The organism is Mesorhizobium sp. WSM4311 (assembly GCF_002295115.1).
In the GTDB taxonomy this organism is placed as follows: domain Bacteria; phylum Pseudomonadota; class Alphaproteobacteria; order Rhizobiales; family Rhizobiaceae; genus Mesorhizobium.
Window position 1 is genome coordinate 1 of sequence record NZ_NSFV01000020.1, and the last position, 24,654, is coordinate 24,654.

Genomic DNA, 24,654 nt, shown 5'->3' on the forward strand with positions numbered 1-24,654 from the left:
TGGTCTCGACATCGAAAGTGACCAAGCGCGGCCAGAAGATCGAGGCGCTGGAGTTCGGCGCGCAGGCCGATGGCGATGCCGGCCCGGAGACGCCGTCACGGGCGCCCGCGGCGAAACTCGAGCCCGGTCCGCGCGCTGCCGATTCAAAGACCGGGCAGCTCAGGCTGCGGGTCGTCGAAGGCGACGACTAGAGCAATTCCAGGAAAAGTGTGAAACGGTTTTCCGTCCGGAATTGCGTGAAAACAAAGAGTTAGAGCGGGTTGCCGTTTCCGTGAAACGGTGAACTGCTCTAGCCGGCAATTCCGGCCTAGGCCATGGCCACGATGACGTGCGCCTGGATTTTGGCGGCAACCGCGCCGCTGCCATGTCTGGCCGCAATCGCGGATGCGGCGTAATCCGTTGCGGCGTCCAGTTTCCCGGGATCCCTGGCCTCGATTTCGGTGCGAAGCACCGTTCCCTGGCAATAGGCCACGGCCGGCAGGCGCGGCGAGGGGGCGCGGCTTTGTTCAGCCCTCGTTTCGATCGCCACACCGGAAAAGCCGGCCTCTTCCAGCTCGCCGCGGATCAGCGCCGTATCGTGGTAGCCATGCGGCGTGCGGGCGAGAAAGCGCGGCGGATCGTTCGCAAACATCCTGGCCAGCGCATTGGTCACATCATCGGCGAAGACATTCTCCTCGATGCGATCCCAAACGTTGAACAGGAAATGCCCGCCGGGTTTCAGCACCCGCCTGGCCTCGCGGTAGGCGGATGGGCGGCTGGGAAAGAACATCGCGCCGAACTGGCAGCAAACGAGATCGAAGGCCGCGTCCTCGAACGGAAGCGCCATGGCATCGGCCTGGCGCCATTGGATGCGACCGTCGCGAGCCTGTCGCGAAGCGGCGTAGTCGAGCATCGGCTGGTTGAGGTCGGTCACGACATAGGTTGCGTCAGGGGACAGTTTTGGCGCCAAGGCGCGGGTGACGACCCCGGTGCCCGCGGCGACTTCCAGGACGGCTTTGGGCGAAAAGGACGCTGCCCGCCGTGCAAGGTCCGCGGCGAATGGCTCGAAAATCAACGGCACCATATAGCGGTCGTAGTTTTCCGGGATCGAGCCGGCGAACAGTTTGTCCGTTTCCAACATCGCTATTACCCGCCGCTTGATGGTGAGCGAGGCTAGCACAGAATTGCTTGTCCTGGGGCGGCTTTCGACCGGGAGCGCGGGGCTATTGCTCCTCCACGATGCTCATGCCTTCGAATTCGGGAAGCCAGTGCAGGGCCGACCGGTGCCATTTCTGTTGTGTCGGCACCAGATCCTCGCGTTGCCGCGCGGTGCCCGCCCTGATTCCATAGACCTTCGGGCCGTCGCCAACCGAAGTCGCGAAAAGATGCGAACCGCAGTCGCCACAAAAGGCCTGGGCGCGCTTGGCGCCGCTCGATCCGGTCTTGATATAGAGTTTTGGCGTGCCCCTGGTGATCCGGTAGTGATCCTCGGGCGCGGGAACAGTGACGCGAAAAGCCGTGCCGGTCAGCTGCTGGCAGTCCGTGCAATGGCAGATCGAGGTCTTCGCCGGGTCGACCTCCGCCTCATAGGTGATGGCGCCGCAATGGCACCCGCCGTCGATCTTCATGGTCGTTCCTCCGAAATCCGTCGCCTGATCTTAGCAAGGCAATGCGACGGGGCAACGGTGCAGCGCTGGTCCAGGACTAGTTCGATGCCGTTTCGATCAGCTTGCGCCGCTGCTCCCAGGTGCCCGTGGTCTGCGGCTTGACGAACAGCCGCGCGATCTCCGGCATCTCCTTCTTCAGCCGTGCCTCGATGCGCTCGACACAGGCTTCGATCTCCGGCGCCGACAGATGGTCCTCGAATTCGATGCTGAGCCCGGCAACGATCTCTTGCGGTCCCATATGGACGGTCAGGACACCGTTCGCGCGCTGCACCGCCGGATCCTGCTGCACGATCGCCAGCACCTTTTTTTGCACTTCGGGCGACGCCGGTTCGCCGATCAGCAGCCCCTTGCTTTCGCGGGCGAGGAAAATCGCCGTGGCGCCGAGAATGAGCGCGATGCCGATCGAGGCGACGCCGTCGAGTTCCGGCATCTCCAGCAGCTCCGCCGCCAGTATGCCGGCAAAGGCGACGATCAGGCCGACAAGCGCCGCGCTGTCCTCGAACAGCACGGTATAGACGCTCGGGTCCTTGCTCGACTGCAGGGCCTGCAGCCAACTCTGTTTGCCTTTCTCTCGGCGGAATTCCTTCAGCGCCACCAGCCAGGAGCTGCCCTCGAACAGGAAGGACAAGCCGAGAACGACATAGTTCACCTTGACGTTGGCGACAGGCTCCGGCGCCATGATGTGGATGATGCCCTCGTAGAACGACACGCCGGCGCCCAGCGCGAAGACCAGGAGGGCAACGATGAAGCTCCAGAAATAGAGTTCGCGGCCATGCCCAAGCGGATGCGTGCGGTCGGCCGGGCGCGCGGCACGGTGCATGCCGTAGAGCAGCAGGCCGCCATTGCCGGTATCGACCAGCGAATGCACACCTTCCGACAGCATCGCCGAGCTGCCGGTGAAGAAGGCGGCGGCGAATTTGGTCAGCGCGATCGCCAGATTGCCGGCAAGTGCCGCATAGATGACCATTTTGGAGCCGCCGTGACCGGCCATGCGGTTTGGTCCTCGTTCAACGTGCCCCAGTCTAACGGCCGGACGGCCGCAGCTCCACCATAACGCGCCAACTGCCGGGTCGTTCAAGACGCGATTTGTTTGGGACCGGCCGGCGGGAGACCGCGACTATTCGACGATCTCGTCGGTCCACACCTTGAAGCCGGCCAGTGTCCCCGGTCCGAAAATATGGGTTAGCGGCACATCCGCGGCGTCGCGCCCGGAAGCGATCAGGATACGGCCGATGCGCGGCGCATTGTTGCGCGGGTCGAAAACATGCCAGCGGCCGCCGAGATAGACCTCCATCCAGGCGGCGAAATCCATGCTCGACCACGGCTTCGGCATACCGATATCGCTGATGTAGCCGGTGCAGTAGCGCGTCGGGATGTTGAGCGCCCGGCAGAAGGTGACGGCAAGATGCGCGAAATCGCGGCAGACGCCGCTCTGTTCCCGATAGGCTTCCGCAGCGGTGCGCGTCGGCCGCGCGTTGCCGTATTTGAAGACGATGTGGTTGTGGACGAAATCGCACACCGCCTGCACGCGCGGAATGCCGAGCGGCGTATGGCCGAACAGCCGCCAGGCTTCGTTGGCCAACAGGTCGCTCTCGCAAAACCGGCTGGGCAGCAGGAACAGCAGCGTCTCGGCCGGCAGGTCGCGCACCTCGTGCTGCCAGGCCATCGGCTCGCCCATCTCGAATGTGCCGGTGTCGCGGATCACCGCATCCGTACCGAAGGTGAATCGACCGGGCGGCGCGACGAAGCGATTGCACCAATTGCCGAAACTGTCGCGATAACCCTCAACCGGAACTGGCGGGCTGGAGGTCAGGAAATCCGGCCGCTCGAGGTCGGAGGCGCGGGAATAGTGGACATTGAGCATCGCGATGAGCGGCGTCTCCTGCGGGAAGTCGAAACTCATCGCGCAGCCGATGTGGATCCGCATTGTCGTCCTGACCGGCCTGCCCGACGATCACCCGGGCGAAGGCGCGGGTCGATGCTGCAGTGCGAAAACGAGAATGGCACGGACGGCCATGGTTTACGAGCAAATTAGAAACCGGTTGAAAGCAGTCGGCCGGCGGTTGCGACAGACACTGCCCACTTGCAGCAAAGCGTTTCTCTTGTTTCACTTCATTCCCCGCAACTGGAGGAACGAATCATGGCTAAAGGTGCGATGAAGGCAGGCAAGGAAGCCCGCAAGCCGAAGAAGGATGCCAAGAAGCCGGCACCCGCTCCCGCCCTGAAGGCGCCGCCGGTCAAGGCGATGCGCATCAAGGAAAAGTAGGCCTCGGCAAGTCAGGCACGCAAATCCCACCGGCGGCGTCAGACAATGCCGCCGGGTTGATCGGGCGTTTGGACAGCCTATATCGACGGTGCGGGGACGACCCCGCGCCTCCCCAACAATACGGTCGGGACGACCCGCCATAATGATCGGTATCTGAGGATCGGATCCTGTCTCCGGCCCGGTGCTGGATGGAGCGTTCCGATGTCCTGGACTTTTCTGTTTTTCGCTGGCCTCTTCGAAATCGGCTGGGCGATCGGCCTCAAATACACCGACGGATTTACCAGGCTGGTTCCGACCGTGCTCACGGTCGCCTCGATGATCGTCAGTCTCACCTTGCTTGGCCTGGCGCTGAAGGCGCTTCCCGTCGGCACCGCCTATGCGGTGTGGACCGGTATCGGCACGGTCGGCACGGCCCTGTTCGGCATCTGGCTGCTCGGTGAGCCCGCCACCGCGATCCGCCTCGGCTGCATCACGCTGATCGTTTGCGGCATCATGGGGCTGAAATTCGCGGCCTGAAAGCGGCGTGGGACAGCGATATGCGTCCAACAGGAAAAAGCGCCGCACAAACACCTTCAGGGCCGCTGCAAGGCGACCCTGATTCAATGTTCGAGCTTGGCTGCGCCGAAGCTGCTAGCGGGCGGAAAAGCCCGGAGGAGCCCTGCCGGTCCGTGCCTTGCGCGCCGCATAGCGTGCGTCGCGCTTGGCCTTGCGCTCGGCCTCGTCGGCGAGCAGGCGGGCAATGCGCTCGGTCTCTTCGGCTTCCCGAATTTTGGCCTCGGCCTGGGCTGCCTCTTCGGCGGCGATGCGTGCCGCTTCGGCTGCTGCCTCGCGCTCGGCCTTCTCCGCGGCTTCGCGTGCCAGCTTTTCCTGCTTCAGCCTTGCCTTCTCGGCTTCGCGGATCTCACGAGCCTGGAGGATTGCCTTGCGTTCGGCCTGTCGCGCCAGCACCGCAGGATCATCTGCCGCCGGCTTTGACTTGAAGCGCTCCAGAAGCGCCTTCTTTGCCTCGTTCGCGGCGTTGCGCCGCTCGAAAATGTCTTTTTCCCTGTAGATAGCCAAGTCCACTTCCCTGAAGTCAATTCGCGAGGCTTACATACGCGCGAATGCCGAGAGTTCAAGCGCCAAAACGGTATGCCAGCCATGAAATTCCGTGATGTTGCCGCCGGGAGACGCCTTTTGCCGCCCAAACCGACATGCACTGTTCACCGTCCACGCCTCTGGCGGCAAGACAGTTCGCTCGCTACGTCTAGCTGCAAAACCCAACGCCAGGATGACATCAAATGGAACTCGGTCTCTACACTTTCGCCGACGTCAGCCCGCAGCCCGGCCCGGGCGCCATCGGGCCGCATGAGCGCTTGCGCAACCTGATCGAGGAGGTCGAACTCGCCGACCAGGTCGGTCTCGACGTCTTCGGTCTCGGCGAGCATCACCGGCCCGATTATGCCGCCTCCGCGCCGGTCGTGGCGCTCGCCGCTGCCGCCGAGCGCTCGAAGCGCATCAAGCTGACCAGCGCGGTCACGGTATTGTCCTCCGACGATCCGGTGCGCGTCTTCCAGCAGTTCGCCACGCTCGATCTTCTCTCGGGCGGCCGTGCCGAGATCATGGCCGGGCGCGGTTCGTTCATCGAATCCTTCCCGCTGTTCGGCTACAATCTGGAAGACTATGACGAGCTCTTTGCGGAAAAGCTGGATCTGCTGCTCGCCATCCGTGACAGCGTCAAGGTCACCTGGTCCGGCAATCTGCGTGCGCCGATCAACGATCGCGGCGTCTATCCCCGGCCCTTCCAGGACAGGCTGCCGGTCTGGATCGCGATTGGTGGGACGCCGCAGTCCGCCGCCCGCGCGGGCGCGCTCGGCCTGCCGCTGGCGCTTGCCATCATCGGCGGCGAGCCGGCGCGCTTCGCGCCACTGTTCGACCTCTACCGCGAGGCCGCCAAGCGCGCCGGCAGCGACCCGGCGGGTCTCGCCACCAGCATCAACGTGCACGGCTTCATCGCTGACACCACCGAACAGGCGGCCGACGATTTCTACGGCCCGCAGGCCGAGGTGATGAACCGCATCGGCCGCGAGCGTGGCTGGGGTCCGACATCGCGGGCGCATTTCGACCAGTCGCGTGGTCCCGACGGCGCCCTGTTCGTCGGCAGTCCAGAACAGGTGGCCGAGAAGATCGTCGCCCAGCACAGGGTCTTCAACAATGACCGCTTCCTGCTGCAGATGGCGATCGGCACCATGCCGCATGCCAAGATCATGAAGGCGATCGAACTCTACGGCACCAAAGTGGCGCCGATCGTGCGCAAGGAAACGGCGAAGTCCGCGCCGGCGGTGGCCGCGCCCGTCGCATAAAGGGCCTTGCCGGCTAAAGGAACCTTGCTGGCGCGCCGGCGTTTTCGTCAACGGACTGCACCAGTTGCGGTGCCCGCTGAGGGTGCATGATGAAAACCGAACCCGCCGCTACGGGCGCAGGCGTTGCCGAAAGCCCGGATCCGCGCGTCGAAGCCCGAGCGGATACCCATCTGATGCGCTCGCTGCTGGTCGGCATCTTCATCTTCATGACCGTTTATGCGCTCTATTTCGGCCGTGCCTTCTTCATGCCGGTCATGCTCGCTTTCCTGCTGGCGCTGACATTGACACCGATCGTGCGGCTGCTGCGCAAGCGCGGCATTCCCGAAGCGGTTTCGGCGACGCTCCTGGTGCTTTTGTCCATCTGCGTGTTCGCCAGCGCCGGCTATTTGCTCTCAGGCCCTGTCATCGATCTCCTCAACAACACCTCGTCGATCGGCCAGCAACTCACCGAGCGGCTGGCGCAATTGCGGCGTCCGCTGGAAAGGATCATGCAGGTCTCGCATCAGATCGAGCAGATGACCGAAACCTCGCAGGAGCCTGGCGTCCAGAAGGTGGCCGTCGCCCAGTCCGGTATCCTGTCGTCGGCCGCCAGCAACATCCTGGCGGCGGGTACAAGCCTCACCATCATCTTCGTGCTGTCGCTGTTCCTGCTCGCCTCGGGCACGATGTTCTACGAGAAGATCATCCAGTCCTTCGCCAGCCTCACCGAGAAGAAGCGGGCGCTGCGCGTCGTCTATGACGTCGAGCACGAAATCTCGCACTATCTGCTCACCGTCACCATCATCAATGCGGGTCTCGGCACCGTCATCGGCCTTGGCCTGTGGGCGCTCGGCATGCCCAACCCGCTGGTCTGGGGTGTCGCCGCCGCATTGTTCAACTTCCTGCCCTATGTCGGCGCGCTGCTGACCATCGTGCTGGTCGCGGTGATGGCGCTGATCAGCTTCGACAGCATCTCCTACGCGCTTCTGGCACCGGCCTTCGTGCTTTTGTGCGATGTCGTCGAAGGCCAGTTCGTGACACCGATGGTGGTCGGCAGGCGCCTGGAAATCAACGCGGTGGCGATCTTCATCGCCATTGCCTTCTGGTCGTGGCTGTGGGGTTTCGTCGGCGCATTGATGGCGGTGCCGCTGCTGGTCGTCATCAAGGTGTTCTGCGACCATTTCGAAGGGCTTGGCCATGTCGGCAATTTCCTCGCCGCGCAGCAACCCGCCGTAGTCGAGGACGACGTCGAGGAGAACGGCAAGGCGGCGGCATAGAAGGCGGACGCCGTTTGCCGCGGCGGTATCGAATGCCTATATCCGGCCGATCAACGTCCGGTGCCTTCCCTATGAGCGATGCTTCTGCCTTCGACCTCGACGCCTATCTCGCGCGCATCGGTTACGCCGGTCCGCGCGACACGTCGCTGGATACGCTGAAGACGCTGCATTTCGCGCATCCGCAGGCGATCCCCTTCGAGAACATCGATCCGTTTCTTGGCCGCCCGGTCCGGCTCGACCTCGCCGCGCTGCAGGACAAGATCGTCCTTGGCGGGCGTGGTGGTTATTGCTTCGAGCACAACCTCCTCTTCATGCATGCGCTGCGGGCGCTTGGTTTCGAGGTCGGCGGCCTGGCCGCGCGCGTGCTCTGGGGCCAGAGCGAGGACGCCATCACCGCGCGCAGCCACATGCTTTTGCGCGTCGAGCTCGATGGCCGTACCTACATCGCCGATGTCGGCTTCGGCGGCCTGACCCTGACCGCGCCGCTGCTGCTGGATCCCGGCCCGGAACAGAAAACCCCGCATGAGCCATTCCGCATCGTCGAGGCCGGCGATCATTTCCGCCTGCAGGCCGCCATCGGCGGCGACTGGCGATCGCTCTACCGGTTCGACCTGCAGCCGCAATACGAGGTCGACTATTCCGTCACCAATCACTTCCTGTCGACCAGCCCGACATCGCATTTCCTCTCCTCCGTCATTGCGGCGCGCGCCGCGCCGGATCGGCGTTACGCGCTGCGGGGAAACCGCCTGTCGATCCATCACCTTGGCGGCCGCACCGAGCAGACGGAGATGGCCACCGCCGCCGAACTCGCCGACACGCTGCAAGGCCTGATCGGCATCATCATTCCCGACCGCGCTGCTTTCGAGGCCAAAGTGCGTGAGACGAAGATCGTGGAGACCACCGCATGACCGAATTGTCCGTTCTCGACCTGTCGCCGATCGTCGAAGGCAGCGATGCCTCGCAGTCGCTTGCCAACTCGCTCGATCTCGCCCGCCATGCCGAGCGGCTGGGCTACAAGCGCTACTGGCTGGCCGAGCACCACAACATGCCGGGCATTGCGAGCGCCGCCACATCCGTGGTCATCGCCCATGTCGCCGGCGGCACCAAAACCATCCGAGTCGGTGCCGGCGGCATCATGCTGCCCAACCACGCGCCGCTGGTGATCGCCGAGCAATTCGGCACGCTGGCCGCTCTGTTTCCCGGCCGCATCGATCTCGGCCTCGGCCGGGCGCCCGGCACCGACATGAACACCGCGCGCGCCTTGCGCCGCAACCTCGAGGCCGGCGCCGACACCTTCCCGCAGGATGTCGTCGAACTGATGGGCTATTTCCTGCCGGCGCAGGAAGGCCAGCGCTTGCGCGCCGTGCCCGGCGAGGGCCAGAACGTGCCGGTCTGGATTCTCGGCTCCAGCCTCTACGGCGCGCAGCTCGCCGCCATGCTCGGCCTGCCCTACGCCTTCGCCTCGCATTTCGCGCCGGCCGAGCTCGACCATGCGCTGGACATCTATCGCTCGCGCTTCCAGCCGTCCGAACAGCTCGACAGGCCGCATGTGATGCTCGGCCTCAACGTCTTTGCCGCGCCCACCGATGCCGAGGCACGGCTGCTGTTCACCTCCCTGCAGCAGGCCTTCGTCAATCTGCGCACCGGCCGTCCCGGACGGTTGCCGCCGCCGATCGAGAACTATGACCGCGATCTCGATCCGATGGCCAAGACCATGCTCGGCCAGGCGCTGTCCTGCGCCGTCGTCGGTTCTCCCGAAACAGTCCGCCAGGGCATCGATGCCTTCGTGCGCCGCACCGGCGCCGACGAGCTGATGGTCACCGCGCAAATCTTCGATCACGCGGCGCGGGTGCGGTCGTTCGAGATCCTGGCAGACGCTCACAAATCGCTGTCGCAAGCAGCCTGACTTTTATCCGCCAGGTGCTTTTGCCGGCGGCGATGCTCTGCTAAGTGGCGGGCGCATCCCCAGCAAGAGCGAGCCTTCCCGTGACCCATGATCTTGACGCCCGCACGCAGTTTGCCATCGATCTGGCGCGGCGGGCCGGCGAACGCGGGCTCGAATATTTCCGCGATCTGGAAAGCCTGACCATCGAGAGCAAGGGCCATCAGGACCTGGTCTCGCAGGCCGACCGCGAGGTCGAGCTGTTCATACGTGCGGCGATCGCCAAGGACTATCCGCAGGACGGCATCGTCGGCGAGGAACATGCTTCTGTCGCCGGCTCGAGCGGCTATGCCTGGGTCGTCGATCCCATCGACGGCACCGCCAATTTCGTGCGCGGCATTCCGGCCTGGTGCGTCGTGATCGCTTGCGCAAGGGACGGGGAGACGATCGTCGGCGTCATCCACGAACCGTCGACCGGGGAGACGTTCCATGGCAGGCGCGGCGGCGGCGCCTTCATCAACGGCAGGCCGATCAAGGCAAGTGCCGCGACCGGCCTGGAAGAAGGCTCGGTGGGGACCGGATTCTCGAACCGGGCCGAGGCCGAGAACATCGCCGTGCTGATCAAGAAGATCCTCGCCGAAGGCGGTGTCTTCTTCCGCAACGCGTCCGGCGCCCTGATGCTGGCCTATGTGGCCTCGGGCCGGCTGCTTGGCTATGTCGAGGAACACATGAACGCCTGGGACTGCCTGGCCGGCATGTTGCTGATCGAGGAGGCCGGCGGCACCGTCCTGCAGGCGGATCCCAAGACGGTGCTGCAGAGCGGCACGCAGGTCATCACCGGCGGCAAGGGCGTCTTTTCGAAGCTGCAGGAATTGTGCAGGGAAGCGTTCACGCTCTGATCGCCATTTGATGCGATGGATCGTGGCGGCACCCTACGCCAGCTTGGCCAGCAGCTTCATGAAGGTGGCGATCTCCTTGGCCGAGAGCGGCGCCAGCGTCTCCCTGGTGATCTCGCGCGCCAGCGGGATCAGGCGTTCGATCGCGTCGCGGCCTTCCGCGGTCAGATTGACCAGCAGCCGCCTTTTGTCGCCCTCATGCTTGGAGAGTTCGACCAGGCCGCGCGCCTTCAACCGGTCGATCACGCCCTTCACTGTCGCCGCATCCATGGCGATCAGCGTGCCGAGCTGGTTCTGAGAGGTCTCGCCGACATCGCGCAGCTTGGCCAGTGCGGCGAATTGCGGCGGCGTCAGGTCGCCGATATGCGCGGCGAAGATCGAGACGTGGCGCTGGTGCGCCTTGCGCAGGATGAAGCCGACCTGCTCCTGCAGCAGGTAATCGTGCTCCTCGGGCTCTTCGACCTCGACCAGCTTGAGCAGATTGTCCTCGCCGCTCACCGCAGCCCGTCCCAGGCCTTGATGCCGTCGGCCGCCAGGCCGCCCATGCGGTTGTGAATGCGCGGGCCACAGGTCATGGCGAGGCAGAACAGGATCTCGTCGGGACGCGGCCCGTCGCTGATGCCGACTTCCATGGCGTCGAAATGGCTGCGCACATAGGCGGCGTTGATGTGGCCGAGCGGCACGTCGAGCTTTGAGCCGAAGGCGCCGACTTTCTTGGCCGACGGCACGATCGCCTTGGCGTCGCCAAGCCGCTCGCGCATGGCGTAGCCGCCCGGCACGTGCCAGAGCGCGCCGTGCTCCAGCTCGCCCGCCGTGCCGACAATGGCACCCTTGCCGTAGCCGTCGATCTGTTTGACGTCGCCGCCCAATGCGGCGATCAGCCTGTCGGAAAGCAGCAGGCCGAGAGGCTTCAGATCGTCCATGGCGCTCTGCAGATCCTCGACATAGCGCCCTGCGAACGGGTTCCTGACCACAGCCATGGCCGCGGCACGCCGGCGCGGCACGTCCGCGACCGGACCGCCCTCATGAAATATCTCTTCGCTCAGCACTGCGATCTTGCGGATCGGAAACTCAGGCATGGGCAACTTCCTCCCTCGGATTTTTGTTGGGTGCGGCAAGCGCCACGGAACCACTGATGCGGGCCTCACCGCCAAGAAACAGCGCCGATCCGGCAATCAGGCCGCGCCGGCGAAAATCTTCGGCGACGGCAAGGCCATTGTCCAGCGCCCGCGCCACCTCGCCAGGCGCAAGCGTGCCGACGCCTTGCGTCACCAGCCGCGCGCCGAGGTCGCTGTCGGGCGACAGTTCACATGCGGGAATGCGCTGGATGGCGGGATTGCCGGGCAGGTCCACCGCATTGGCAATGAGCGTCGCCGCCGCATCGGCCTCGGCACCGGTCCGCGCCAGCACGGTGACGGCGTCGGCAATGCCAAGCGAGAAGGAACGGCCGCGCCAGCCGCTGGTGGCGACGCCGCGAACGCCATCCTCCGCGCGGATCGTGATCCGGTCGGCCATGCCGTTGCCGGTGCCGGCGACCGCCAGGCCGATCGATCGGCCCGTGCCGAGGTGGAGGGCGCTGTCGCCGCCATTGTTGACATAGGCGCGCTCGAGCCTGCGGCCGGCAAGCAATGCGGCGAGCATTTCGTCGGCTACCGATCCTGCGACGGCGGCCATCGGCGTTATGAAACATTCCGCGAGCGGCATGACGGCCGCTTCCATGCGGCGCGCCGTCGGACCGTTGAAGGCCCGCGGCGCCAGGAAAAATGCCGGGAGCCGCAATTCGGGAAGCTCCCTGACCAGCTCGATCAGGATCGTCTGGAAGCGCGCGACCGCTTGCTCATACGCCAGGCGGCATTCCTGCGCTTCGCCAAAGGCCTCGACGATCAGATCGATCGGCCCATGGTTGAGGTGCAGCCGCTTGCTGTCCTGCAGCCAATGTGCCTGCGGGCCGTCCATCGTCAGGCTCCGTTCGATGCGGCGCGCCGCAGCTGCGCCAGCGGCGGCCATGGATTGTCGGACGGCGCACCCGTGCCGTGGCGCGGGTTGAGGTATTCGCCGCCCTTGGCGACGATATCCTCGACACTGCGGATCTCGGCCTCGTAGCCGCCAAGCCTGACATAGTCGTCACGGCGCAAGGTGAACTCGATCGGCGCCACCAGCGCCGGCGTCGGCACATAGCCGAAGGCACCTTCCGGCACCCGGGTGACATCGACCATCAGCGTGATGCCGCCGCCCGGCCAGACATAGACCGGCGCGCCGCCGACCGTCACGTAAGTCTTCAGGCCTTGCACCGAGCGGGTGAGATTGACCGGGTTTTCGGTGACGCCGGCGCGCAGCGAGCCGCCGGCACCGCCGATGAACAGCACGGTGCACAGCGCCGGCTCGCAATTGTCCTCGATCAGATTGACCGACTTCTGCAACCGCTCAGGAAACGGCTTCTGCACCGGCTTCAATTCGTCGTCGAGCTCGTAGTAGGCGAACTGCTCGCCGGTGGTCGAAACCATCAACAGCGACAGGCCCGGCCGCGCGCCCTTCTTGGCGTTCCATTCGCCGAGGATCGACAGCGGGTCGGAAATCGAGGTGCCGCCCCAGCCGAGGCCGGGCTCGGAGACCTTGAAATAGCGGCCCGGCGTCGAACGGCGTCCGATGATTTTGATGCCCGTGTCCTGCCAGCCCAGCACCTTGCCGGCCTGGTGCTCGGAGACGACGCCGGTGATGTGGTCGTCGACCACCACCACCTCGTCGACCAGCCCGCGCCATTGCGTGGCGAACATGCCGATGGTGGCCGAGCCGCAGCCGACGCGCATGCGGTGTTCTTGCTTGCCGTCGATGACAGGCGGTTTGCCGGCTTCCACGATGATGGTGGCGCCGCCGTCGATGGTCAGTTCCACCGGCTTGCGGTTGCACAGATTGAGCAGCGCGTCGCAGGTTGCCCGGCCTTCCGCCTTGGAGCCGCCGGTCAGATGGTGCACGCCGCCCAGCGACAGCATCTGCGAACCATATTCGCCCGTCGTGACATGGCCGATCGCCTCGCCTTGCGAGCGCACGACAGCCGTTTCGGGTCCGATATGACGGTCGGTGTCGATCTTCACCTTGACGCCGCAATACGAAAAAATGCCTTCGGTGACGACGGTGACGAGATCGACGCCTTCGACTTGCTGGCTGACGATGAACGGCGCCGGCTTGTAGTCGGGATAGGTGGTGCCCGCGCCGATTGCCGTGACGAAGCGGCGGCCGGTGTTGACCAGTTCGCCGTCCCATGCCTCGCCTTCGGCGACGAAGGGCACGATTGTCCCGCCGGTCTCGGCAGCATGGTCGAGAATGGTCAGCGGGTCCATGCGCACGATCCGGCCGCCGGCATTGCCGTAGCGGTCGCAGGCGCCGGTGCGGCCATCGGCTATGTAACACATGACCGGGCAGGCATCGCAGCGGATCTTCTCCGCCACCAGCTTCTCGCCGGGATCATGGGTCTCAAAACGCTCGGCAAGCTCACTCATGCGCGTGCCTCCTTTTCGCGGATGCCATCCTTTTCACGGATGCCAGCGCGGATGCGCGTCGGCGTCGCCGGAACCTTGGTGACCAGCACGCCGGTGGCATGGCGGATGGCGTTGAGGATCGCGGGTGCCGTCGGGATCAGCACATGCTCGCCCAGGCCCTTGGCGCCGAACGGCCCTTCGGGATCGGGAACCTCGACCAGGATGGTTTCGATCGGCGGCACGTCGCCGATGGTCGGGATGAGATAGTCGTGCAGATTCTCGGTGCGGCCGGGAATGTACTCTTCCATCAGCGCCATGCCGATGCCTTGCGCGATGCCGCCCTCGATCTGGCCCTCGGCCAGCAGCGGGTTGATCGCCTTGCCGACATCATGCGCGGCGGTGATCTTGATCAGCTTGACCGTGCCGAGCTTGAGATCGACCTCCAGTTCGGCGATCTGCGCGCCATAGCCATAGACGGCATAGGGCTTGCCCTGGCCCTTGGCATCGAGCGGCAGTGTCGGCGGGTCGTAGGTCTCCTCGGCGCGGAAGACGAAGCCCTCGGCATCCATGTCGAGCGAGGCGAGATCGATGCGGCGCGCGGCTTCGCCCTCGCGGATGACGATCGCCGCACCGTCCAGTTGCAGGGTTGCCTTCTCGGAGACGTTGGCAAAGCGCAGGATTTTTTCCCGCAGGGCCCGCCCGGCCTTCTCGGCGGCCTTGCCGGTCACGAAAGTCTGGCGCGAGGCAGAGGTCTTGCCTGCGTCGGGGCTGATTGCCGTATCGGCGCTTTTCAGCCGGAACCTTTCCAGCGGCAGGCCAAGCGCGTCGGCACAGATCTGCGCGATGACGGTGTTGGAACCCTGGCCGATGTCGACGGCGCCCTGGTGCAGGATGACGGTGCCGTCAGCCGCGATGCCGACCCGGATGGTCGACGGATTGGGCAGCGAAGTGTTGCCGCAGCCATACCAGCAGGACGCCACGCCGACGCCGCGCTTTTTATCGCCGTTGGCATTGTTGAAAGCATTCGCGTCGGCTTCCGCCCGCGCCCAATGCGGCCGCAAGGCCTCGAGACATTCGGCAATGCCGACGCCGGATTCCAGCTTCTGGCCGGTGACTGTTTCGGATCCGTTCCGAAGGCAGTTTTTTACGCGGAAATCGAGGCGGTCGATGCCGAGCTTGCCGGCCAGCTCATCGTAAAGCGTCTCCTGCATGATCGTCGCCTGCGGCACGCCGAAGCCGCGGAAGGCGCCGGAGATCGGGCCATGGGTGTGGATGGCGCGGCCCTCGGCGCGGTAGTTCGGCGTCGCGTAGGGGCCGGAAGCATGCACCGGCACGCGGTTGGCGACGGTCGGCCCCCAGCTGGCATAGGCGCCGGTGTTGAAATCGCCTGAAAAGATCATGCCGGTGACATGGCCGTCGGCATCGGCGCCGATGGTCGCCTTCATCTCTGCGGGGTGGCGCTTGGTGGTCGACATCATCGATTCGTTGCGCGTGTAGGCCAAGGCGGCCGGACGCCCGGTCTTCAGCGCCACGAGGCCGATCAGCGGCTGCAGCGAAACGTCGAGTTTCGAGCCGAAGCCGCCGCCGGTCGCGGTCGGCACGATGCGCACCTTGTCGACAGCCAGGCCAAGCACCTTCGCCGTGTCGTCGCGGTCCATATAGGGCGCCTGGGTGCAGGCGACGACGACCAGCGTGTCGGCGTCCATATAGGCATGGCCGGCCTCGGGCTCGATATAGGCGTGCTCGACATAGGAGGTGTCGATCGCACCGGTCACGGTCACAGCGGCGCCGGCAAGCGCCGCCTCGGGATCGCCGCGCTCGACGAAGCCGGAGGTCAAGAGGTTCGAAGGGCGGTTCCGATGGATCAGCGCAGCACCCTCAGCCTGTGCTTCGCTGGGCTGCAGGACATGCGGCAGCTCGGTCCAGCGGATTGGGAAATCCGACAGGTCCAGATCGAAAATTGCCTCGCGCTCGCCGGCGACCAGCGCCACCGCCTCGCCGCGAAGCCGCGCAAACCCTTCGGCGAGCGCCGGCTGGTCGGCAAACGGGCCGATGACGCCGAAACAGTTCTTGCCCGGAATGTCGGCCGCCGTGAAGACACCAACGATGCCGGGGGTCTTCCTTGCCCAGCCGTCGAGGTCGCCAAAGGCGAAGCCGGCGTGATAATGCGGCGAGCGGACCACCAGCACAGCAAGCGCATCGGCCGGGAAGGAATCGCCGCCGAATTTCTCGGCCCCCGTCACCTTTGGCACACCGTCCAGCCTGACGGGCGACGCGCCGATCGCATGGCCGGACTGGGGCAGGCGGAAATCGAGGCTTGCCACTTGCGAGGAGGCGTCCATCACCGCCGCGATGATCTTCCGGTAGCCGGTGCAGCGGCACAGAATCCCGCCCAGCGCATCCTGCACCTCGATTTCGGTTGGTCTCGGCGTCGTGTCCAACAGTGCTGTCGCCGCCACCAGCAGCGCCGGCGTGCAGATGCCGCATTGTGCCGCGCCATGGGCCAGGAAAGAAGCCTGCAGCGCTGACAACAGGCCGTTGGCCAGCCCCTCGACCGTCGTCACCGATGCGCCCGCGGCCGAAGCCGCCGGCATCAGGCAGGCGCAGACGGGATCGCCGTCGACCAGCACCGTGCAGGCGCCGCAATCGCCGGCATCGCAGCCGACCTTGGTGCCGGTGAGCCGCAATTCGTCGCGCAGGACCTGGGACAGCCGGCGCAGCGGCGGCACGTTGACCGAGACGGCGGCGCCATTGACCGCGAAGGCGATGTCGGCGCGCTCGAGGCCGGGCTGGACTATGCCCAAATCCGGCCGACCTTCATCCACTTCGGGCAGAACCTGGTTCATGTCAGGCTGAGCTTGTCTCATGCCGCCGCCACCATATGATCGTTCATCGGCCCAGCGGCCGTCAGCACGGCCCGGGCAACAATTTCGCGCACCGCGTCGAGCCTGTACTCGGCGCTGCCGCGCACATCGGCGATCGGCGACAGTTCCGTTATCGGCGCGGACTGGATGGCGCCGTCGAGCCCGCCATCCCCAGGCAATCCGAGCAACGCCGCCTCGACGCCGGCAAGCCGCCTGGCGACAGCCGAGCAGGACCCGACGGCAATGGCCGCTTCGGCAACCCTGCCGTTCTCCACGACCAGGCGCGCCGCCACCATGGCGATGGAAATGACGAGATAGCGTCGCGCGCCGAGCTTGACGAAAGCCGATGCACCGGCGGCGGCCAGCTTCGGCACGCGAATGGCGGTCACCATTTCGCCAGGCCGCAGGGCCGTGCGGCGATTGCCGAGAATGAAATCCGGCAAGGACAGATGCCGCGTCGCTCTCGCCGAGCGCAGTTCGACCTCGGCATCGAGCGCGAGCAGGCCCGGCACGCCATCGGCGGCCGGCGAGGCGTTGCAGAGATTGCCGGCCACCGAGGCGACGTTCTGGATCTGCGGCGAACCGACCTCGCGCGCGGCCTGTTTCAGCGCCTCGAAAGCCGGCGGCAAGGGGTGACGGATGAGGTCGGTCCAGGTCGTGCGCGCGCCGATGACAAAGTGGTCATCCGTCTCGGCAATACCGCGCAAAGCAGCGAGGCCATTGATGTCGAGGACATTGTCGCGGAACGGCTTCGCGCCCTGCGCCGGATAGAAATCCGTGCCGCCGGCAAGAATGCGCCAGGCGCCCTCGCCAAGCAAAGCGAGCGCCTCGTCGACCGTGGTGGGTTTCGCGTAACGGATCACGCTTTGCCTTCCCAGAGAGTGGGCCTTCCCCGAAATGGCCCTCCCAGGGCGTTTACCCCAGGCATGATCTTGCCGGTCCGCAAACCGGAAATTCATTCGTATGCAAATGATATCAAGCCGGTGGAAATTGTCAAAGCCAGAGTTTGGGCCGCCGTGCTTGCCAGGGTGCATGCAACGAGATTGTTACGCCTTCGGAGGTTGACGCGGCCGGCCATCTGGTCAAGTTTCTGCCTCCGGTCGCGTCAGCGGCACCTTTCCACTGGAGCCTGAGCCCAACGCAGAGAAGAAGGAGGCCCAATGGCCGACCAAGCGCTTGTTGTGATCGACCTGCAGAACGACTTTTGCCCGGGCGGCGCGTTGGCCGTGACCGGCGGCGACGAGATCGTGCCGCTGGTCAATGACATGATCCGGCACGCCGACCATGTCGTGCTGACGCAGGACTGGCATCCCGCCGGGCATTCGAGCTTCGCCTCCAGCCATCCGGGCGCGCAGCCCTTCACCATGATCGAAATGCCCTACGGCCAGCAGACGCTGTGGCCGGATCATTGCATCCAGGGCAGCCTCGGCTCGGACTTCCATTCCGGCCTTGCCTGGACCAAGGCCGAACTCGTCATCCGCAAGGGGTTTCGCCCGGCAATCGACAGCTATTCGGCCTTTTTCGAGAACGACCACACGACGCCGACCGGCCTCGGAGGCTACCTCAAGGAGCGCGGTATCGACACCGTCACCCTGGTCGGGCTGGCGACGGATTTCTGCGTCGGCTTTTCGGCGCTGGATGCCGTCAGCCAGGGTTTCAAGACCACCGTCCGGCTTGACGCCTGCCGCGGCATCGATCTCAATGGCTCGCTCGATGCCATGCTGCGGCGCATGCGCGATGCCGGCGTGACGCTCGAAGACCATTTTTCGGACTGAACGGAAGGTGGGGCGGCAGGGGAAGTTATCGCGGGTCGGTGCAGGCGTGATGGCGGGCGCGGCCCTTGCCGTCGCCATGCTGTTGCCGGACGCCGCCGTCGCGGCGGAGGAACACACGCTGCCCGGCGCCTCGATGTCGCTGTGGTGGGCGCTGCCCTTTTCCGGCCTGCTGCTGTCGATCGCCACCGGTCCGCTGCTGTTCCACCATGTCTGGGAGCATCATTACGGCAAGATCGCGGCCCTGTGGGCGGCGCTGGTCGTCGTGCCGCTGGCGCTCGCCTTCGGCATCCCTTCGGCGACCGAGGCGGTGCTGCACGCGCTGCTCACCGAATACATGTCCTTCATCATTCTGCTGTTCGCGCTGTTCACCATTTCGGGTGGCATCCTGGTCGCCGGCAACATCCACGGCACGCCGCTGGTCAATGTCGGGCTGCTGCTGGTCGGCGCGCTGCTCGCCTCGGTCATCGGCACGACGGGCGCCTCGATGATCCTGATCCGGCCGATCATCCGCGCCAACGACGCCAGGCCATTCAACGCCCATGTCATCGTCTTCTTCATCTTCCTGGTCTCCAACATTGGCGGCTCGCTGACGCCGCTCGGTGATCCCCCGCTGTTCGTTGGCTTCCTGCGCGGAGTCGACTTCTTCTGGACGACCGCCAACCTTTGGCGCGAGACGCTGTTTGTCGGCGGCTTGGTGCTGGCGGTGTTCCTGGCGATCGACATCATCCTGCACCGGCGCGAGGCCGGCGAGCCGAAGATCAAGGATCCGACGCCGGATTCGAAGGTTCGCATCCGCGGCCTGCCCAACATTCCGCTGCTCGCCGGCGTCATCGGCGCCATCCTGCTGTCGGCCACATGGAAGCCTGATGTCACCTTGTCCATTCAAGGCGTGACGCTGGAACTGCAGAACCTGGTGCGCGACGCCGTCATCCTGGCGCTTGCCTTCGTGTCACTGGCGGTTTCGCGCAAGGAATACCGCAAGGCGAACGGCTTCAACTGGGGCCCGATCGCCGAAGTGGCAAAATTGTTTGCCGGCATCTTCATCTGCATCGTGCCGGTCGTCGCCATCCTGAGGGCCGGTCACGAGGGCGCGCTGGCGCCGCTGGTCGCGCTCGTCACTTCGGCGCAAGGCACGCCCAACGATCTCGCCTATTTCTGGCTGACCGGGGCGCTGTCGTCCTTCCTCGACAATGCGCCGACCTATCTGGTGTTCTTCGAACTGGCGGGCGGCGATCCACACCACCTGATGACCGAATTCGCCTCGACGCTTGCCGCGATCTCGGCGGGAGCGGTGTTCATGGGGGCCAACACCTATATCGGCAATGCGCCCAACTTCATGGTCTATGCCATTGCCAGGCATCGCGGCGTCAAGATGCCCGGCTTCTTCGGCTACATGCTGTGGTCCGGGCTGGTGCTGATCCCGACCTTCTTGATCGCCGGCTTCCTGTTCTTCGGCTGATCAACCAACGCCCACATACCGCCGCACCGCCGACGGATCCGCGCGCAATTCCTCGACATCCACCGTCTCGCGGTTACGGCCGTTCTCGATGAACGAGACGCGGTCGGCGACCGACAGCACCGCATCGACCCGCTGTTCCACCAGGATGGTCGAGACGTGCATCTCGCGCAGTTTCGATACCGTCTCGCGGATCTTGGCGATCATCGACGGCATCAGCCCCTCCGTCGGCTCGTCGAGCAACAGCACCTGCGGTTCGAGGCAGAGTGCGCGCGCCATCGCCAGCATCTGCTGCTCACCGCCCGACAAGGTGCCCGAGCGCTGCCGCAGCCGCTGGCGCAGCAGCGGGAAGAGGTCGAGCACGCTCTCTCGTGTCGCCTTGCCCTTGCCGCGCGCCATCAGCCCGATCTCGATGTTTTCCGCCACCGTCATCTCGGCGAACAGCCGCCTGCCTTGCGGCACATAGGCGACTCCGGCCTTGGGCACTTCGTGCGCCGGCAGGCCGGTCAATTCCCGGCCGGCGAGTTTGATCGAGCCGGCGCTTGAAGGAAGCAGGCCCATGATCGCCTTCAGCGTCGTCGTCTTGCCGGCGCCGTTGCGGCCGAAAAGGCACAGCACCTCGCCCTTGTTCAGCACGAGGTCGAGGCCGTAGAGCACCTGGACTTCGCCATAGAAGCAGTCCAGTCCCGTAATCCGCAACGCCTCCGTCCTCTCAATCATGGGGCGGTCCCCAGATAGGCTTCCTGCACCGCCGCGTTTTCGCGGATCGCCTCCGGCGTGCCTTCCGCCAGGATCTTGCCGGCGTTGAAGACGGTGATGCGGTCGGCCAACTGCATGACGACGGGCATATTGTGTTCGATCAGCAGCACCGTGGCGCTGCTGGCGATGTCGCGCACCAGCACGATGAAATTGTCGATCTCGCTGTCGGCCAGCCCCTGCGTAGGCTCGTCGAGGATCAGCAGGCGCGGCTTCAGCGCCAGGCCCATCGCCACCTCCAGCAGGCGCTGGTGGCCATAGGACAATTGCCCGGCCGGCATATGGGCGCGGTCGGCCAGCCCTGTGCGTTCCAGCGCCGTCATGACAGCGGCCTGTATCGCGCTCTTGGAAGGCCCGTGCCGCAGCGTCAGTTGCACGGGCAGCGCGACATTGGCGTAAACAGACAGGTTGGCATAGATGCTGGTAATCTGGAACGTGTAGGCGATGCCTTGGCGCACCCTGACATAGGCCGGCAGGCTGGTGATGTCGGTGCCATCGAAGACGATCGCTCCCGAAGACGGCTGGATGCGGCCGCTGACCATGCTGACGAAGGTGGTCTTCCCCGCCCCGTTGGGGCCGATGACGGCGCGGATCTCTCCGGGCATCAAGGTGAAGTCGACGCTGTCGACGGCGCGCAGGCCGCCGAAATTGCGGGACAGGCCCTTGGTGGCCAAAAGCGGCGTCATGGCAGCCACCCGAGCCAGCGCTGGCGGATGCTGCCGAGAATGCCTTTGGGAAAGAACAGCACCAAAAGGATGAGCGCGATGCCGACGATCAGCAGATAGGCCGAGGTGTAGCCGCTGGTGACGTCGATGACATAGTACATGAAGACCGTGCCGATCAGCGGCCCGAGCGTCGTGGCCGCACCGCCGAGCAGCACCCACAGCAGCGGCAGGATCGAATACTGCACCGACGCGAAGCTCGAGCCGACATAGCCGAACAGCACTGCGTAGGCGGCGCCCGACGCCGCGCAGATCGTGCCGGAGGCGACCACGGCGATGAGCTTGTTGGAAAAGGTATCGTAGCCCAGCATCTTCGTGCGCTCCTCATTCTCGCGGATGGCGACCAGCACGCGGCCATACCGGGAGCGGACGACAGCCAGCGTGACCAGAAGCACGAGCGCGAACAGCACAAGCGCGCTCATGTATCGCACGGTCGGGTTCGTGAGGTCGAGCGAGGTCGCGCCGAGATTGAGGACGCGCGCCGGCTGCGGCACGACCTGGCCCTGGTCACCGCCGGTCCATGCCGCGAAGTAGAGGATCAGGAGATAAAACACCTGGGCGAACATCATGGTGACGATCATGAAGGCGACACCCGTGGTGCGCAGCGCCAGCAGGCCGATCGCCAGTGCCAGCACCGCGCCGCAGGCAATCCCGCCGAGCAAGGCCAGTGGCACGCTCCAGCCGAGCTGGATGATGGCAAGGCCGGCGCCGTAAAGCCCGGCGCCGAAGAACATGGCATGGCCGAGGCTGAACAGGCCGACATAGCCGAACAGCATGTTGTAGCCCATGGCGAACACCGCCAGCACCATGATGCGGGCGAGCAGGCCGTGATAGTAGTCCGGCAGCATGAAGCTCAGCACGAAGAGCAGCGCGATGACGCCGAGATGCAGAGCATAGGCTTTTGCCGGCGAAGCTTCGCTCATCGCGATGCCGTCCCGAACAGGCCTTGCGGCCGGAACACCAGCACCATGGCGACCAGCAGCGTGGCGATGATCTTGGCCAAGGTCGGCGAGAAGAACATCGAGATGATGCCGTCGGACAGGCCGATCAGCACGGCGGCGACGACGGTGCCGCGCAGCGAGCCGAGGCCACCGATGATGACGACGATGAAGGACAAGAGCAGCGGATCCTGCCCCATCAGGTAATGCGCCTGGCTGATCGGCACGATCAGCACCGCGGCGATGGCCGCCAGCATGGCGCCGAGCGCGAAGACGCCGCCATAGACGCGGTCGACTGGGATGCCGAAGGCCTGCGCCGTCTCGCTGTCATACTGCGTGGCGCGCATGATCAGGCCGATCCTGGTGCGCGTCAGCACCAGCCATGTCGCGATCAAGAGAAGCGCGGAAGCGGCAATGATCGACAGCTTGTAGCCGGAATAGCCGAACCACGGCAAAAGGATGCGGTAGCTGAAGGGCGGCTCGACGGGCCGCGCCTCCGGACCATAGAAGCTCAGCGCCAGCTGCTGGATGATGTAGAGCATGCCGATGGTGGCGACGATGGTGGCTTCCGGATTGTAGTTGAGCCGGCGCAGCACCAGTCGCTCGGCGACCAGCGCAATGGCGCCGACGATCAGCGGCGCGATCACCAGCGCCGCCAGGAAGCCGAGCGCCGGATGGCCCGATATCGCCGTCGAGATGGCCCAGGCCAGCACGGCGCCAAGCATGAAGAACTCGCCATGCGCGACATTGACCACGCGCATGACGCCGAACACCAGTGACAGCCCGAGCGCCGTCAGCGCCAGCACGGCTGATGTGACGAGGCCTTCGAGGGCGGCGAGGAGAAGGTGAGGACCGAAGTGCATCGGCTAAGAGCCCAAGGCACATGCGAAGGGCCCACCCCTTGAGGGGGGTGAGGAGTGGTCCGCGGAGCGGACGGAAAGCCAATTGCCTGGCTTTCCGAACGACGAACGCCCGGAGCGACAGCGAAGGGTCTGGTCCGGCAGGGCAGAGGGGGGGAGGCCGAAGGGCACTGTGCTTAAAGAACCAAGCCTAAAGCGCCTGCGTCGTATAGTCCCCTTCCGGCTCGTAAAGCCCGTCCTCGATCTTGGTCTTGTGCACCACCTTCAGCTTGCCGCCTTCGACCTTGGAGATGTTCTGGATGCCGAAGCACTGATGGATCTTGCCGTTGAAGGTCTTTGGCCCCTGCGGATGCTCCGGACCTTCGGCGAAGGCGGTCAGCGCCTCGGTCGCCTCGACCAGCTTGGCGCGGTCTTCCGGGCCCTTGTAGCCGGCGTCTTCCATCGCCTTCTTGACGACATAGAGGGTTTCCCAGCAGCCGAACATGTGCGACGCGGTGGAGACGTCCTTTGGATCGCCTACGGCCGCACCATTGTCGTCGATGCCGACGGCGGCGCGATAGGCTTTTTGCGCGGCGCTGTCATCGGCCTGCGCATAGCGCGGCGAACCCTCCCAGAAATGGCTGCCGTCCAGAAATTCGAGCCCGGGGCTGTTGATGTCGGTGGCTTCCAGCGAATCCATGAAGCCGAACAGCTGCGGCAGGTTGGAGCCGTAGAACTCGCCGAGCTCCTTGACGAAGGTGAGCACCGCCGGGCCGACCATGACGTGGTAGATCACCTCGGTCTCGGGCGGGATCTGCGGAAAATATTTGGTGAAGGAGGATTCCGTCGGCGGGATGGCGATCTGCGCGATGACCTCGGCGCCCTGCGCCTTCAGCGCCGGCGGCAGGTAGTCGCGGTGGTCGTAGCCGAAGGCGAAATCCGGGAAGATCTGTGTGACCTTCTTGCCGGCATTGGCCGCGATCCACGGCGCCATCGACTGGATCTGGCTCTTCACGTCGGTGATGCCGGGCTGGAAGACATAACGGTTGAGCTTGGTCGAGGCGACATGGTGGCCTTCGCTGACGACGAAATAGGGCATCTTGTTTTCGCCGGCGGCTGGCGCCGAGCCGATGACGACATGCGAGAACAGCGTGCCGAAGACGATGTCGGTCTTGTGCTGGGTGGCGAACTTGCCGACCACTTCGGCGCCGCGGCCGGGATCGGTGCCGTCATCCTCGATGATGACCTCGATCTGGCGGCCATTGATGCCGCCGGCGGCGTTGATCGCCTTGACCGCGGCGGCGGTGGTCTTTTCGTACCAGCGCCCATAGGCGGCGCCGATGCCGGTGCGGTGCGACTGGAAGCCGATCTTGATCGGCGCCGAGCTCTGCGCCTGGGAATAGCGGACGAAACCGGGCGCCACGGCGAGGCCGGCGCCCGCGGCAAGGCCCTTCAGGGCTGTGCGGCGGGTGAGGGTCGTCTTGGAGAGGTCGAAAAATCCGTTCTTGTCAGCCATGTTCGTTCCCCTGTTTTTTCAGTC

Annotated in this window: 25 protein-coding genes and 1 pseudogene; 10 read left to right on the forward strand and 16 right to left on the reverse strand. The window is 65.1% G+C overall.

Annotated elements, in window-relative coordinates:
- Positions 1-191 (forward strand): annotated as a pseudogene (locus CK226_RS31490) (DNA recombination protein RmuC); the annotation flags it as partial.
- Positions 192-307: 116 nt separating this feature from the next.
- Here CK226_RS31490 and CK226_RS31495 read toward each other — a convergent pair.
- The 4 genes from CK226_RS31495 to CK226_RS31510 all read right to left on the reverse strand — a co-directional run bounded on the left by CK226_RS31495 (position 308) and on the right by CK226_RS31510 (position 3,573).
- On the reverse strand, positions 308-1,120 hold the full coding sequence (locus CK226_RS31495; RefSeq protein WP_095773437.1) for a class I SAM-dependent methyltransferase: 813 nt from the start codon (positions 1,118-1,120) through the stop codon (positions 308-310).
- Between the two features lie 82 nt (positions 1,121-1,202).
- Complete coding sequence (locus CK226_RS31500; protein ID WP_095788484.1) at positions 1,203-1,607, reverse strand: GFA family protein; 405 nt, start codon at positions 1,605-1,607, stop codon at positions 1,203-1,205.
- A 76-nt stretch (positions 1,608-1,683) separates the two neighbouring features.
- Entirely contained in the window at positions 1,684-2,637 is a 954-nt protein-coding gene (locus tag CK226_RS31505) for a cation diffusion facilitator family transporter (RefSeq protein ID WP_095793928.1), read from the reverse strand.
- Between the two features lie 126 nt (positions 2,638-2,763).
- Entirely contained in the window at positions 2,764-3,573 is an 810-nt protein-coding gene (locus CK226_RS31510) for a transglutaminase family protein (RefSeq protein WP_095793929.1), read from the reverse strand.
- Positions 3,574-3,786: 213 nt separating this feature from the next.
- Between CK226_RS31510 and CK226_RS36095 the strand changes: the two genes are divergently transcribed.
- Together CK226_RS36095 and sugE are read left to right on the forward strand one after the other, a co-directional pair.
- A complete protein-coding gene (locus CK226_RS36095) occupies positions 3,787-3,912 on the forward strand; it encodes a hypothetical protein (protein WP_013891842.1) in 126 nt (41 codons plus the stop codon).
- A 201-nt stretch (positions 3,913-4,113) separates the two neighbouring features.
- Positions 4,114-4,428: a quaternary ammonium compound efflux SMR transporter SugE gene (gene sugE, locus CK226_RS31520; protein WP_095793930.1), complete on the forward strand. Its 315-nt coding sequence runs from the start codon at positions 4,114-4,116 to the stop codon at positions 4,426-4,428.
- 114 nt (positions 4,429-4,542) lie between these two features.
- Here sugE and CK226_RS31525 read toward each other — a convergent pair whose 3' ends face one another.
- Positions 4,543-4,971: a DUF6481 family protein gene (locus CK226_RS31525; protein ID WP_027047610.1), complete on the reverse strand. Its 429-nt coding sequence runs from the start codon at positions 4,969-4,971 to the stop codon at positions 4,543-4,545.
- Positions 4,972-5,192: 221 nt separating this feature from the next.
- On the opposite strand from CK226_RS31525, the gene CK226_RS31530 reads away from it, so the two are divergent.
- The 5 genes from CK226_RS31530 to CK226_RS31550 all read left to right on the forward strand — a co-directional run bounded on the left by CK226_RS31530 (position 5,193) and on the right by CK226_RS31550 (position 10,291).
- The gene (locus CK226_RS31530) at positions 5,193-6,254 is read left to right on the forward strand and encodes an LLM class flavin-dependent oxidoreductase (RefSeq protein WP_095793931.1); all 1,062 of its coding nucleotides are present in this window, start codon (positions 5,193-5,195) and stop codon (positions 6,252-6,254) included.
- 89 nt (positions 6,255-6,343) lie between these two features.
- A complete protein-coding gene (locus CK226_RS31535; RefSeq protein ID WP_095793972.1) occupies positions 6,344-7,510 on the forward strand; it encodes an AI-2E family transporter in 1,167 nt (388 codons plus the stop codon).
- A gap of 71 nt (positions 7,511-7,581) precedes the next feature.
- Positions 7,582-8,418 carry an arylamine N-acetyltransferase gene (locus CK226_RS31540; RefSeq protein WP_095793932.1) on the forward strand — a complete coding sequence of 279 codons (837 nt, stop codon included), beginning with the start codon at positions 7,582-7,584 and terminating at the stop codon, positions 8,416-8,418.
- The gene (locus CK226_RS31545) at positions 8,415-9,416 is read left to right on the forward strand and encodes an LLM class flavin-dependent oxidoreductase (protein WP_095793933.1); all 1,002 of its coding nucleotides are present in this window, start codon (positions 8,415-8,417) and stop codon (positions 9,414-9,416) included. Before CK226_RS31540 ends, CK226_RS31545 begins: the two co-directional genes overlap by 4 nt.
- 80 nt (positions 9,417-9,496) lie before the next feature.
- Positions 9,497-10,291, forward strand: a complete 795-nt coding sequence (locus CK226_RS31550; RefSeq protein WP_095793934.1) for an inositol monophosphatase family protein — start codon at positions 9,497-9,499, stop codon at positions 10,289-10,291.
- A 33-nt stretch (positions 10,292-10,324) separates the two neighbouring features.
- Here CK226_RS31550 and CK226_RS31555 read toward each other — a convergent pair whose 3' ends face one another.
- Genes CK226_RS31555 through CK226_RS31580 form a run of 6 tightly spaced genes read right to left on the reverse strand, consistent with a single transcriptional unit; the run spans position 10,325 to position 17,491 of the window.
- Positions 10,325-10,786 carry a MarR family transcriptional regulator gene (locus CK226_RS31555; protein ID WP_095793935.1) on the reverse strand — a complete coding sequence of 154 codons (462 nt, stop codon included), beginning with the start codon at positions 10,784-10,786 and terminating at the stop codon, positions 10,325-10,327.
- Positions 10,783-11,367, reverse strand: coding sequence for an amino acid synthesis family protein (locus tag CK226_RS31560; protein WP_095793936.1), 585 nt, complete (start codon positions 11,365-11,367; stop codon positions 10,783-10,785). The genes CK226_RS31555 and CK226_RS31560 overlap by 4 nt, the downstream gene beginning before the upstream one ends.
- On the reverse strand, positions 11,360-12,244 hold the full coding sequence (locus CK226_RS31565; protein ID WP_095793937.1) for a UPF0280 family protein: 885 nt from the start codon (positions 12,242-12,244) through the stop codon (positions 11,360-11,362). The genes CK226_RS31560 and CK226_RS31565 overlap by 8 nt, the downstream gene beginning before the upstream one ends.
- A gap of 2 nt (positions 12,245-12,246) precedes the next feature.
- Entirely contained in the window at positions 12,247-13,785 is a 1,539-nt protein-coding gene (locus tag CK226_RS31570) for a 6-hydroxynicotinate reductase (protein ID WP_095793938.1), read from the reverse strand.
- A complete protein-coding gene (locus CK226_RS31575; RefSeq protein WP_095793939.1) occupies positions 13,782-16,610 on the reverse strand; it encodes a molybdopterin-dependent oxidoreductase in 2,829 nt (942 codons plus the stop codon). Before CK226_RS31575 ends, CK226_RS31570 begins: the two co-directional genes overlap by 4 nt.
- A 17-nt stretch (positions 16,611-16,627) precedes the next feature.
- Positions 16,628-17,491 carry a xanthine dehydrogenase family protein subunit M gene (locus CK226_RS31580; RefSeq protein ID WP_095793940.1) on the reverse strand — a complete coding sequence of 288 codons (864 nt, stop codon included), beginning with the start codon at positions 17,489-17,491 and terminating at the stop codon, positions 16,628-16,630.
- A gap of 297 nt (positions 17,492-17,788) precedes the next feature.
- Here CK226_RS31580 and pncA point away from each other — a divergent pair, with 297 nt between their 5' ends.
- Together pncA and CK226_RS31590 are read left to right on the forward strand one after the other, a co-directional pair.
- Positions 17,789-18,403 (forward strand): bifunctional nicotinamidase/pyrazinamidase, encoded by a 615-nt coding sequence (gene pncA, locus CK226_RS31585; RefSeq protein WP_095793941.1) that lies wholly within the window; start codon positions 17,789-17,791, stop codon positions 18,401-18,403.
- 49 nt (positions 18,404-18,452) lie between these two features.
- A complete protein-coding gene (locus CK226_RS31590; protein ID WP_095793942.1) occupies positions 18,453-19,862 on the forward strand; it encodes a sodium:proton antiporter in 1,410 nt (469 codons plus the stop codon).
- Here CK226_RS31590 and CK226_RS31595 read toward each other — a convergent pair whose 3' ends face one another.
- The 5 genes from CK226_RS31595 to CK226_RS31615 form a co-directional block, all read right to left on the reverse strand.
- Positions 19,863-20,579: an ABC transporter ATP-binding protein gene (locus tag CK226_RS31595; protein WP_095793943.1), complete on the reverse strand. Its 717-nt coding sequence runs from the start codon at positions 20,577-20,579 to the stop codon at positions 19,863-19,865.
- Entirely contained in the window at positions 20,576-21,301 is a 726-nt protein-coding gene (locus CK226_RS31600; RefSeq protein WP_095773229.1) for an ABC transporter ATP-binding protein, read from the reverse strand. The genes CK226_RS31595 and CK226_RS31600 overlap by 4 nt, the downstream gene beginning before the upstream one ends.
- A complete protein-coding gene (locus tag CK226_RS31605; protein WP_095793944.1) occupies positions 21,298-22,260 on the reverse strand; it encodes a branched-chain amino acid ABC transporter permease in 963 nt (320 codons plus the stop codon). Before CK226_RS31605 ends, CK226_RS31600 begins: the two co-directional genes overlap by 4 nt.
- Complete coding sequence (locus CK226_RS31610) at positions 22,257-23,138, reverse strand: branched-chain amino acid ABC transporter permease (RefSeq protein ID WP_095788473.1); 882 nt, start codon at positions 23,136-23,138, stop codon at positions 22,257-22,259. Before CK226_RS31610 ends, CK226_RS31605 begins: the two co-directional genes overlap by 4 nt.
- Positions 23,139-23,325: 187 nt before the next feature.
- Positions 23,326-24,630 carry an ABC transporter substrate-binding protein gene (locus CK226_RS31615; RefSeq protein WP_095793945.1) on the reverse strand — a complete coding sequence of 435 codons (1,305 nt, stop codon included), beginning with the start codon at positions 24,628-24,630 and terminating at the stop codon, positions 23,326-23,328.
- Positions 24,631-24,654 lie beyond the last annotated feature (24 nt).